This window comes from Lactobacillus amylovorus DSM 20531 (assembly GCF_002706375.1).
Taxonomy (GTDB): domain Bacteria; phylum Bacillota; class Bacilli; order Lactobacillales; family Lactobacillaceae; genus Lactobacillus; species Lactobacillus amylovorus.
The window spans coordinates 1236796-1248717 of record NZ_CP017706.1; the positions used below are offsets into that span (position 1 = coordinate 1236796).

Genomic DNA, 11922 nt, shown 5'->3' on the forward strand with positions numbered 1-11922 from the left:
GATATACCAGTGCTTATTGCACTTTTTATTTTCTAAATAACAAAAAATAAAGAAATTGTGGAAAACCTTTAGAAAAAACTTGCATTCTGTGGATAACCTGTTATACTAATAAATGTAATGAGTTAGCACTCAAAGACGTCGAGTGCTAAAAGACTTAAATTTATTTATAGGGAGTGTTTGCATATATGGCATACTTTGACAATGATTTTGACAACTTATTTAACGAATTGAACAGCTCATTCTTTAATGACGACTTCGGCAAGAGAAGTGGCAATGGAAATGGCAACTCAGGTTCAATTCCAATTAACTACTCAAGCAACATGGGAGCAACCCCACAAACTATTCAACAAAATCCTCAAAATCCAAATGAAAAACCAATTGGTGAAGATTTAGTTGAAGAAGCAAAGAACAACAAATTCGACCCAGTTATCGGTCGTGATGAACAAATCGATAACGTAATCGAAATTTTATCAAGACGTAAGAAGAACAATCCAGTTTTAATTGGACCTGCTGGTGTTGGTAAAACCTCTATCGTAGAAGGCTTGGCTGAAAGAATTGCTTCTGGCAACGTTCCAGCTAAGATGGCAAACATGCACATTATTTCAGTAAATATTAACGACATGGTTGCTGGTTCAAGCCTTCGTGGTAGCTTTGAAGAGAGACTTAAGAAAGTTATCGACAAAGCTAAGAGTGATCCTAACATTGTTTTATTCATCGACGAATTACACAACATTGTAGGTGCAGGTTCTACTGATTCAGAAAACAACAACGGTGACGCTGCTAACATCTTGAAGCCAGCTCTTGCAAGCGGTGACTTGAAGTTAATCGGTGCTACTACTACAAGCGAATTCCAAAGAATTGAAAAAGACCCAGCATTATCACGTAGATTCCAAGCTGTACAAGTTCCAGAACCTACTACTGATGTAGCTGTTAAGATTTTGGAAGGCTTGAAGAAGAAATACGAGGACTACCACCACGTAAAATACACTGACGACAGCCTTAAATTAGCCGTTGAATTATCAGAAAGATACATTCAAGGTCGTTACTTACCAGACAAGGCCATCGACTTGATGGATGAAGCTGGTGCTAAGAAGGCTTTGCTTGTACAACCAACTGATGAAAAGAGCTTGAAGAATCAAATCAATGCTCTTGAAGCTAAGAAGTCAGAAGCTGCTAAGGCTGAAGACTACGACAAGGCTTCAGAAATTAAGAACAAGATTGCTGACCTTGAAAAGCAACTTAAGAACGTAGACACTAAGAATACTCCAGAAGTAACTGAGAAAGACATCTACGAAATTATTGAGCAAAAGACGAAGATTCCTATGAGCGAACTCCACGCTGACGAAGCTCAAAAGAACTTAGACCTTGCTAAGAAGTTAAAGCAAAACGTTATTGACCAAGACAGAGCAATTGATGTAATTACTGACGCTATTGCTCGTAAGCAAATCTTTAAAGACAGCGATCGTCCTACTGGTTCATTCTTACTTACTGGTCCTACTGGTGTTGGTAAGACTGAACTTGCTAAGCAATTAGCTATCCAATTATTTGGTAACAAAGACCACTTAATCCGTTTGGACATGAGTGAATACCAAGACGAGATGGCTGTTAACAAGTTAATCGGTTCAGCTCCTGGTTACGTTGGCTACGGTGAAGGTGGTCAATTAACTGAAAAAGTTCGTCACCAACCATACTCATTGATTTTGTTCGATGAAATTGAAAAGGCTAACCCACAAGTCTTCAACGCACTTCTCCAAATTATGGACGATGGTCGTTTGACTGACGCACAAGGCAGAACCGTTTCATTCAAAGACACTATCTTGATTATGACTTCAAACGCAGGCTTCTCAGACAAGCTTCTTGAAGACGGCAAGGTTGACCAAGACAAGTTAATCTCAGCTCTTGAAAACTACTTCAGACCTGAATTCTTGAACCGTTTGGACGCAATCGTTCCATTCAACTCACTTACTGAACAAGACATGGGCAAGATCATCAACATTTACTTGAAGAAGATGTCCCACGTACTTGCTAAGAAGGGTGTAACTGTTGAAGTTTCAGACAAAGCTAAGGCATTCTTGGCAGAAAAGGGTTACGACAAGAAGTTCGGTGCTCGTCCACTTAGAAGAGTTGTTGAACAAAACCTTGAAACTCCAGCTGCTAAGTTGATCTTAAGAGAACCTGACACTAAGAAGGTTGAATTTACTGCTGACGACAAGCACTTGTACTTGAACGGCAAAGCAATCTTCGACATTTCTCCAAAGATTGAAGGAAAGGTTAAGGAAGACGAAGCTAAGGCTGACGACAAGAAAGAAGACTAATTAGTAGTTAATTATTAAAAGGATATTCCCCCGGGAATATCCTTTTTTTGTTATCACGGCTTTTTTGCTAAATTTTGTGTTTAGCTGTATTCTAAGTAAAAAAACTATTGGAGATTTATATGGCTAAACAAAAAGAAGAAAATGAATCATGGGGCAGATTTGTCCTTGATGTAGTAATTATTTGGGCCGTATTAATGGGAATCTTTTTCTTGCTCTTCCGCTTTGTCTTGAGCAACGATACAGTTTCCGGCCCATCAATGGAACCGAGTTTTGAAAACGGACAACGTTTAATTTCTGTGCGTCATGCTGCAATTAAACGTGGTGAAGTAGTAATCGTTAAGGCACCGGATGAACCAGGTGCTTTGTATATTAAGCGTGTGATCGGTCTTCCTGGCGAAAAGATCGTCAGCAAGAACAATCAAATTTATATCAATGGCAAGAAGTTGGCTCAACCATGGCTGGCTCAAGGCCGGAAGATGGAAGACACTGCAACTGATACTAGCTTTGCAGCTACGCAAAACTTCACAATGAAGTCACTTGCTAGATCACGCCAATTTGCGCAATACTACACCAAGTCGCAATTAACGTATATTAATCAACAAAACCGTATTCCTAAAGGAACCTACTTCGTAATGGGTGACCACCGAAGTGTTTCAAAGGATAGTCGTTATATCGGTACGATCAAGCGTAAGAACATTGTGGGTGTCGTTAAGCTAAGATACTGGCCATTCAATCAATTCAAAGTATATTAAACTGAAAGGATATTTCTTCGGAAATATCCTTTTTGTTATAATGAAAGTAATACAATTCGAGTAAAGAGATAGGAATATGAATAAGAAAACATTTGATTTAATTATCAAAATAATATTGTCAGTTTTGGCCATTGCATCAGGAATCCTAGCTTTCATTTTGCGCTGGCCAAGTTATTCAGCTGTTGAAGCAGCCATTTTTGGAATTGCATATTTTATTGCGGCTATTTCGTTTTGGTTTGCGGATAAAAAATATTGGGTTCGAGTAGTGATGATTGTAGCTTTGATGGTTACGATTTTCTTTACGCTTGACCAAGCTCTATCAGGGATGCCACTGGGTATAGGGCAAATTAATAGCGCACTTTATTCACTATTGATGGTTCTACTTGCTTCGCCTGCGATTCTGGGCCTAATCTACTTTAACTTAGAGATGGATCACAGCAACATGGAACTGTTACTAGTGTTTATGCGTATCGTGCTCAGCTTGGAAGTAGGACTTATTGCATTTATGTTAATCATTATGCTAGAAACAAGTGGCGCATCAATTTGGGCTTTGCCACTTTGGGGACAATATGTCTTTGTTTATGGAATCTTGCTTCTGGTAGTTTTAGACATCGTTTACGCGGTGATCAATTGGTTGAAGTTTTATCGCGGTAAAGTGGCCTGGATTACTACCGCTTTGATGGTGCTTGAGATCATTGCTTGCTTCCCAATGATGGGAGTACTAGATGTAAGTGCAATCGTCTTTGGCTTGGTAGCGATCGCAATTCTGATTTTTACTGCTTACTTGAACAATCATGCCAAAAAAGAATTGCGCAAAAAGTAAGATGGCTTTATAATTCAAAACAAAAAGAATTTTGATGGAGCGTCCGTTTCATTGTTGGTCGCTCCTTTTTTTCTACTTAGGGAAGGTGACACTGTGAATGAGAGTAAAAAGTTAAAACGGGGACTGAAAAGCCGTCATGTAACAATGATCGCAATAGGGGGCGCCATTGGTACAGGCTTATTCTTAGGGTCGGGTTCGGCCATTCACAGTGCCGGACCCTCGATTATTTTGTCGTATTTGATTGTCGGGATTATCACGTTCTTTATGATGCGTGCGTTAGGCGAATTGATTTTAGCCGATCCCAACAGCCACTCATTTTTGGAATCGATTAAAAAGTATTTAGGTAAGCGTGCCGAATTTGTAGCAGGCTGGACCTATTGGGCCTGCTGGCTTAGTTTGGCCATGGCCGATTTGACCGCTACAGGGATCTATCTGCGTTACTGGTTTCCATGGCTGCCGCAATGGGTCGGATCACTGGTCATCGTCGTTTTATTAATGCTAATTAACATGGTTAATGTCGGTCTATTTGGGGAGCTTTAAAGCTGGTTCTCCATGATCAAAGTGATCGCTATCGTTGCACTAATCGTTACGGGTGCTGTGATGATCGTGCTGCAAACCAAGGTTAAGGGCGGCACCGTTTCGCTAACCAATTTAGTTAGTCACGGCGGCTTTTTTCCAAGCGGAATTTGGGGCTTTTTGCTCTCTTTTCAAATGGTAGTTTTTGCCTTTGTTGGGGTAAAAATCGTAGGTAAAACTGCTAGTGAAACAGCTGATCCGCATAAAGATATTCCAAAGGCAATCAACACTTTGCCAGTCAGAATTGGGCTTTTCTATGTTGGATCAATGCTGGCTATTATGTCAGTTTATCCATGGAACCAAATTAAAACGACGTCTAGTCCGTTTGTCCAAGTATTTACAGGAATTGGCATTACCTCTGCAGCAGGAATCTTGAACTTTGTCGTTTTGACAGCTGCATTATCTGCTACTAACAGCGCAATTTTTTCAACGAGTCGTTCGCTTTATTCATTGGCACGTAACGGTCATGCTCCTAAGAAGTTGGGCAATTTAACAAGTAAAGCTATTCCAAGGAATGCTTTAATGACTTCATCGACGATTTTATTTGTAGTGGTAATATTGAACTATGTCATGCCAGCTAGGATCTTCGATGTGGTATCGACAGTTTCTACCATCTGTTTCGTTATCGTTTGGATCATGATCATGGCTGTGCATGTTGTGTACCGTAGACAAAATAAGGACAACCTCGGTGAATTTAGAATGCCTGGCTATCCTTTGACTAGCTGGCTCACAATTGCATTTTATGTTGCAATTTTAATTTTGCTGTTCTTTATTGAATCAACAAAATTGGCTTTAATTATTTCGATTATTTTTGTCGTAATTTTGGCGATTAGTTATAGTTTTATCAAGAAGAATGAAAGTATTTCCTAGGTAATTTTTTGCAGATGCTAAGAAGGGGAGTTGTGTATGGCGAAGAAAGCACCTGAATTAAAGCGGTCGATGACGGCCGGACAAATGGAAATGATCTCGCTCGGGGGAGCGATCGGAGTGGGTCTATTTATGGGATCAGCTTCAACTATTAAGTGGACTGGTCCATCAGTACTGCTTGCTTACATGTTTGTAGGATTGATTTTATATATCGTAATGCGAGCTCTGGGAGAAATGCTCTATGTTGATCCTGGTACTGGTTCTTTTGCGGATTATGCCTCAACACACGTGCATCCAATTGCCGGATATTTGGCAGAGTGGGCAAATGTCTTTCAATATATCGTTGTAGGTATTTCAGAAGTTGTGGCGACTACAGAATATTTGCGTTTCTGGTGGCCTGGCACAAGCGACTGGATTGCTGGTATAGTCATTATTTTGTTCTTATTGCTAGCCAATTTAGCCAGTGCTAGAGCGTATGCAACGCTAGAATTCTGGTTTGCGATGATCAAAGTAGTCACGATTATTTTGATGATTGTATTAGGCTTTATGGTCATCTTATTCGGCTTTGGTAATGGCGGACACCCAGTTGGTTTTTCTAACCTATGGAGTCATGGTGGCTTTTTCACAGGCGGTGTAAAAGGCTTCATTTTTTCAATGGCCATTATCGTTGGTTCTTACCAGGGGATCGAACTAATTGGGATCTCTGCTGGTGAAGTAGCCCACCCTCAAGAAGCAATTGTGAAGAGTGTTAAATCTGTTTTATGGCGAATCTTAATCTTTTACGTAGGAGCTATCTTCGTAATTGTGACCATCTATCCTTGGAACGAACTTGGCAGTATTGGTTCACCATTTGTAAATACCTTTGCTAAAGTAGGGATTACGGCCGCAGCTTCTGTAATTAACTTCGTTGTGTTAACCGCAGCTTTATCAGGGGCTAATTCAGGTATTTATTCTTCAAGTCGCATGCTTTATAAATTGGCTCATGAGGGTGAAGCGCCAAAAACATTTAAGTACGTGTCAAAGAGAATTGTTCCAAGTCACGCAATTATCGGTATTACGTCAGGAATTTTCTTGGGCTTTATGTTGAATGTGATTATTCAATTCTTTAATAAGTCTTTGGCAAACGTCTTTGTCATTATTTATAGTTCCTCAGTTTTACCAGGAATGGTGGCATGGTTCGTTATCTTGCTTGCAGAATTAAGATTTAGACGTAAGAATCCGCATTTAATGGAAAAGCATCCATTTAAATTGCCACTATATCCATATTCGAATTACTTTGCTTTGTTTATGTTAACTTTAATCGTAATCTTCATGTTCATTAATCCGGAGACACGTGTTTCAGTTACAGTTGGTGCCATTGTTTTGATCGTGGCAGCTGTAGTTTATGTAATTAAGCATCGTAAAAAGGCTAAATAGACATCAAAATTTAAAATAAGCTAAACTTATAAGTCCAATTACAAATATTAATTGGACTTTTTTGGTAGATTAACTATAATATTAATCACGTATTAAAAGTAAGTAAGGAGGAGTAAGTATGAGTAAACCAATTATTGGAATCTCTGGTTCCGTAATTATCGACGATGGAGGTATTTTTCCAGGATATCATCGTAGCTATGTAAACGAAGACTACGTTGATTCAGTAGTACAAAATGGCGGTGTGCCTTACATCATTCCGTTTACTGAGGATGATGAGGTAATTAGGGAACAACTTAACCATGTCCAAGGTTTAATCCTTTCTGGTGGTCACGACGTTGATCCACATGGTTACGGTGAAGAACCTTTACAAAAAATTGGCGCAACTTGGCCAGAGCGTGATCACTTTGATATGCGCTTGCTTAAATTGGCCGAAGAAAATGGAATTCCGGTTCTTGGTATTTGTCGTGGCGCTCAAATCATTAACGTTGCGCACGGCGGCACGCTTTATCAAGATCTTTCTTACCGCAAAGAATTAACTTTGAAGCACATGCAAGGTCATACGCCTGACCTGCCAACTCATGGAATGAAGGTAAAAGAAGATAGTAAATTGGCTAAAGTTTTGGGTAAGACAGAATTTAGAGTTAATTCATTCCACCACCAATTAATTAAAGATGTCGCTCCAGATCTTATTGCTTCCGCAACTGCTCCAGATGGTGTAGTTGAGGGGTTGGAAAACAAAAAAGGCAATGTGATCGCGGTTCAATGGCATCCGGAAATGCTGCACCGTAATCCTAAAGTTGCCTTCATGAATAATTTATTCAAATTTGTAATTGAGAATGCAAAATAAGAAAAGGGAACATTAAATGAATGAGAAAACAGGAGATAAATTAGGCTTCTGGTCAATTGTCTTGCTGGCCATTAACGCTATTATCGGTTCAGGTATTTTCCTAACTCCAGGTAGTGTGGTTCAACAAGCCGGTTCTAAAGCCTTAATTGTTTACTTTATTGCCGCAATCTTTGCCTCAATTTTGGCAGTTTCGTTTGCGGCCGCATCAAAATATGTAACTAAGTCAGGCGCCGCTTATGCCTACTCTAAGGCCGCTTTTGGTGAAAAGGTCGGCTTCTACATGGGTGTCTTGCGTTACTTCTCAGCCAGCGTTGCATGGGGTGTAATGGCTGTCGGAGTTATTAAGTCGACCATTTCTATTTTTGGCGGCGACCCAAATAAAGCATTAAACGTAACGGTTGGCTTCTTAATCTTGATGGCTATCATTACGATTATTAACTTATTTGGTCAACGTGTATTGAAGTGGGTGATGAACTTGGCCACTATTGGTAAGTTGGCTGCCTTAGTTTTAATCATTATTGCCGGGGTAATATTATTAATTACCACAGGTGCATCAAGCAACTTATCTGAGGTTGATCAAATTACCCAAAATGGTCAAAAAATTGTACCCACTTTAACTACTACGACCTTCGTTATGGCTATCGTTTCAGCGTTTTATGCCTTTACTGGTTTTGAATCAGTAGCTTCAGGTTCCGATGATATGAAGGATCCTGAAAAGAACTTGCCACGTGCAATTCCTTTGGCTATTTTGATCATTGCGGTAGTTTATATTGGCGTTGTAGCAGTTGCTATGGTCCTTAACCCTAAGGCTCTTATGACAACTAAGCAAGTTGTAGCAGTTGCTGCTATCTTTAAGAATGAAATCTTGCGTGACGTGATCTTGGTTGGTGCGCTTGTTTCCATGTTCGGAATTAATGTCGCATCTAGCTTTAATGCACCACGTATCTTGGAAGCAATGGCCCGTGAAGGTCAAATGTCTAAGGCTCTTACTAAGAGAACTAAGAATAATTTTCCAATTAGAACCTTCTTTATCTCAGTAGGTTTGGCAATCTTAATTCCAATGGCCTTTGAATACAACATGGTTAACTTGATCACTTTAAGTGCCATGGTTAGATTCTTAGGTTTCATCGTTGTGCCAATTGCGGTTATTCAATTCTACCGTGGCAAGACTAAGGAAGAAGTCTTGAAGGCAGACAAGAACGCCTGGACTGATGTTGTTGTGCCAATTTTATCAATCGTGATCGTTGTCTTCTTGCTTGTTGAATACAACTGGAAGGCTCAATTTGGTGTAGCTAATGCGGCAGGTCAAATTGTTGGCGTTAACTGGTATGCCATCGCAATGATGGTCTTCGGCTTCGTAATTTTGCCATTGATCATGTCTTGGATTTCAAGAAACGAACGGAAATAATTGAGTAAAAAATAAAAGTGCATCAGCTGATGCACTTTTTTTATTGCGTTTTTTAAAGTAAATGAATGTGGTCTGCTTCACACTTTTCAACCATGTCTTTTGGCCAGATGCTTGCTTGTACTTCGCCGATGTGGGCTTTACCAAGTAAAAGCATGCAGAGACGTGATTGACCGATACCGCCACCGATAGTGTATGGTAATTCGCCCTTTAAAAGCATTTGGTGGAATGGTAACTTAGCACGTTCTTCGCAGTGGGCTTTCTTAAGTTGTTCGCGCAAGCTTTCTTCGCTAACACGGATACCCATTGAAGAAATCTCAAGCTTCTTTTGTAATGGTTCATACCAGAAGACTAAATCACCGTTTAATTGCCAGTCATCGTAGTCAGGTGCGCGCCCATCGTGTGGCTTACCGCTACGCTTTAACTTGTCACCAATTTTCATGATAAAGACAGCCTTTTCTTCCTTAGCGATTCTGTCTTCACGTTCTTCTGGTGAAAGTTCAGGCCAACGATCTTCCAATTCTTGTGTAGTAATGAATGAAACGTGATCACCCAAGCGGTAAGTAGAACCAGGGTAGCGAGCTGAAACTAATTTTTCGGTTTCTTTGATAGCTCTAAAAATCTTGTTAACAGTAATTTCCAAAGTATCAGTGTTACGTTCTTCCTTGCGGATGATCTTTTCCCAATCCCACTGGTCAACGTAGATTGAGTGGAAGTTGTCAAGGTCTTCATCACGACGAATGGCGTTCATGTTAGTGTAGAGACCTTCATGCATACCGAAGCCGTATCTCTTAAGAGCTAATCTCTTCCACTTGGCAAGAGAGTGCACAACTTCGATGGTATCGTCTTTCGGCATAGCCTTCATGTCAAAAGCAACAGGACGTTCAACACCGTTTAAGTTGTCGTTCAAACCAGTATTTTTTTCGACAAACATTGGTGCAGACATTCTTTGAACGCCTAAGATAGAAGCGAGCTTGTCTTGGAAAGTCTCACGAATGTAGACAATTGCAGCTTCGGTATCGCGGACAGTTAAAGTTGGACGGTAATCTTCAGGTAAAATAAGTTCCATAAAAATCCTCTTTCTAAAAATTATTTTTGTTTTTAGTTGAGAGTAAAGAAAAAGCCCTTCGCTCCCTAGTTGTTAGGGACGAAAGGCTTTTTCCGCGGTACCACCCATGTTGTCTATAAATAGACCTCCTCATGAAGCACTATCATGCTCCACCGGCGTGGTAACGTACCAGAGACGTCTCAACCTACTATAAGAATATTAGTTCGGTGAGCTGCTAAAAGTGTTTTTCAATAATCCAGGGTCTATTAGTTTCGCACTAGCACTAATTCACTGGAAAGAATTAGATTATTTACTCGTCTTTTTCATAGCTTTTTAATTTATTTATATGTATTTAACAATATTTCAAACAAAAAAGCAAGAAAAATTTGTGCTATGATAGTTGAGAAAGCGTTTTACTTATAGATATAAAAGATATTCATAAATTTAGAGGATAAGGATGTTAGGTTTTTCAGTTTATCTCGGACATGATTTAACTTCCGAGGATTACAATTATTTATTAGCGATGCGAAATAGTGGCTTCACGTGTTTATTTACCCAGCTTGAAGCGGCAGATACCGATAGTGAAACTATTTTAAAAAGACTAGCCAATTTGACTGATTGGTGTCAAAAGTTGGATTTGAAAATTATTGCGGACGTTTCAGAACCAATCCTGCAGAATCTAGGCATCAATGTTAACAGCGTACAACAAATCAAGAGTCTGAATCTAAAGGGTATTCGGGTAGACAAGGGCTTTTCAATTGAAATGATTGCCAAGCTGTCTAAAGAGATGCCAGTGGTGCTTAATGCCAGCACGATTACGCAAGATGACATTGATAATTTGAAATACAGCAATGCTAATTTTGAAAAGTTAACTGCAGGTCATAACTTCTACCCCCGGCCTGAGACTGGACTTGAAGCTCATTGGATGCATGAGAAAAATAAGTGGCTGCACAAATATGATTTAAAGACCGCGGCCTTTATTGCAGGGAATGGCAAGTTGCGTGGTCCAATCTTTGCTGGATTGCCAACGCTTGAAAAGCAAAGATATGAGAATCCATTGGCTGCAATTTTGGAATTAAAGCGATATGATTGTGACTACATTTTTGTAGGGGATCCGCAATTAACTAGGGATGCAATCGAGACAATCACCAATTATGAAAAAGAGAATGCGATTACGTTGCATCTTGATACTGATATTCCAGAATTGTTTGAAAATGAATGGCACAATAGACCTGATGTCGCACGTGACGTTGTCAGATTGCAGGAGAGTAGGGAGAAGCGTCTTTTACCTACAGAACCACAAGACAATATTTACGCCCGTCCTAAAGGCAGCGTGACGATTGATAATAACCTGTATCATCGCTATGAAGGCGAGATTCAGATTACCAAACGTGATTTACCATGTGATCAAAAAGTTAATGTCCTAGGGCAGGTTAAGACGTATGATTTGGCTTTGCTTGACTACATTAGCTCGAATACACGCGTGATCTTTAGAAAAGCAACCAAGCAAGAATAAAATTAAGCAATAAGACAAAAAAAGAAGCATTTCCTAGAAAATGCTTCTTTTAATATTATCGGGAAAACAGGATTCGAACCTGCGACCCCCTGGTCCCAAACCAGGTGCTCTACCAAACTGAGCTATTTCCCGTTTTTAAGTGCGCCCTGAAGGATTTGAACCTTCAACCTTCTGATTCGTAGTCAGACACTCTATCCAGTTGCGCTAAGGGCGCGTCTGTCTTTCAACTCAGTTAGTATAACACAAATATGAGTGATGTCCAATTATTTTTGAAAAAATGCCCGAAAATATAAAAAAGCCTAGTTACTGTCTACCCTCCAGTAACTAGACCTATACTATTCTATCGAAAAAATGACA

8 protein-coding genes, 2 tRNA genes, 1 pseudogene and 1 other annotated feature are annotated in these 11922 nt (G+C 39.8%); of the genes and pseudogenes, 8 read left to right on the forward strand and 3 right to left on the reverse strand.

Annotated elements, in window-relative coordinates; all coding sequences use genetic code 11:
* Positions 1-185: 185 nt before the first annotated feature.
* The 7 genes and pseudogenes from LA20531_RS06400 (at position 186) to LA20531_RS06430 (ending at position 9004) form a co-directional block, all read left to right on the forward strand.
* Positions 186-2315, forward strand: coding sequence for an ATP-dependent Clp protease ATP-binding subunit (locus LA20531_RS06400; RefSeq protein WP_056939550.1), 2130 nt, complete (start codon positions 186-188; stop codon positions 2313-2315).
* Between the two features lie 119 nt (positions 2316-2434).
* Positions 2435-3067, forward strand: coding sequence for a signal peptidase I (gene lepB, locus LA20531_RS06405; RefSeq protein ID WP_056939551.1), 633 nt, complete (start codon positions 2435-2437; stop codon positions 3065-3067).
* A 76-nt stretch (positions 3068-3143) separates the two neighbouring features.
* A complete protein-coding gene (locus LA20531_RS06410) occupies positions 3144-3890 on the forward strand; it encodes a hypothetical protein (RefSeq protein WP_056939552.1) in 747 nt (248 codons plus the stop codon).
* Between the two features lie 144 nt (positions 3891-4034).
* A pseudogene (locus LA20531_RS06415) lies at positions 4035-5336 on the forward strand (amino acid permease).
* A 36-nt stretch (positions 5337-5372) separates the two neighbouring features.
* On the forward strand, positions 5373-6749 hold the full coding sequence (locus LA20531_RS06420; protein ID WP_056939553.1) for an amino acid permease: 1377 nt from the start codon (positions 5373-5375) through the stop codon (positions 6747-6749).
* A gap of 118 nt (positions 6750-6867) precedes the next feature.
* Positions 6868-7596: a gamma-glutamyl-gamma-aminobutyrate hydrolase family protein gene (locus LA20531_RS06425; RefSeq protein ID WP_013438741.1), complete on the forward strand. Its 729-nt coding sequence runs from the start codon at positions 6868-6870 to the stop codon at positions 7594-7596.
* A gap of 16 nt (positions 7597-7612) precedes the next feature.
* Positions 7613-9004: an APC family permease gene (locus LA20531_RS06430; RefSeq protein WP_056939554.1), complete on the forward strand. Its 1392-nt coding sequence runs from the start codon at positions 7613-7615 to the stop codon at positions 9002-9004.
* Positions 9005-9056: 52 nt separating this feature from the next.
* Here the strand turns inward: LA20531_RS06430 and asnA are convergent, their stop codons facing one another.
* The gene (gene asnA, locus LA20531_RS06435) at positions 9057-10070 is read right to left on the reverse strand and encodes an aspartate--ammonia ligase (RefSeq protein WP_013438739.1); all 1014 of its coding nucleotides are present in this window, start codon (positions 10068-10070) and stop codon (positions 9057-9059) included.
* A 71-nt stretch (positions 10071-10141) separates the two neighbouring features.
* Positions 10142-10385, reverse strand: a binding site (T-box leader).
* Between the two features lie 121 nt (positions 10386-10506).
* Here asnA and LA20531_RS06440 point away from each other — a divergent pair.
* Positions 10507-11565, forward strand: a complete 1059-nt coding sequence (locus LA20531_RS06440) for a DUF871 domain-containing protein (protein WP_056939555.1) — start codon at positions 10507-10509, stop codon at positions 11563-11565.
* A gap of 58 nt (positions 11566-11623) precedes the next feature.
* Here LA20531_RS06440 and LA20531_RS06445 read toward each other — a convergent pair.
* Positions 11624-11697 (reverse strand) — tRNA-Pro (locus LA20531_RS06445).
* A gap of 8 nt (positions 11698-11705) precedes the next feature.
* Positions 11706-11779: transfer RNA gene (locus tag LA20531_RS06450), tRNA-Arg, on the reverse strand.
* Positions 11780-11922 lie beyond the last annotated feature (143 nt).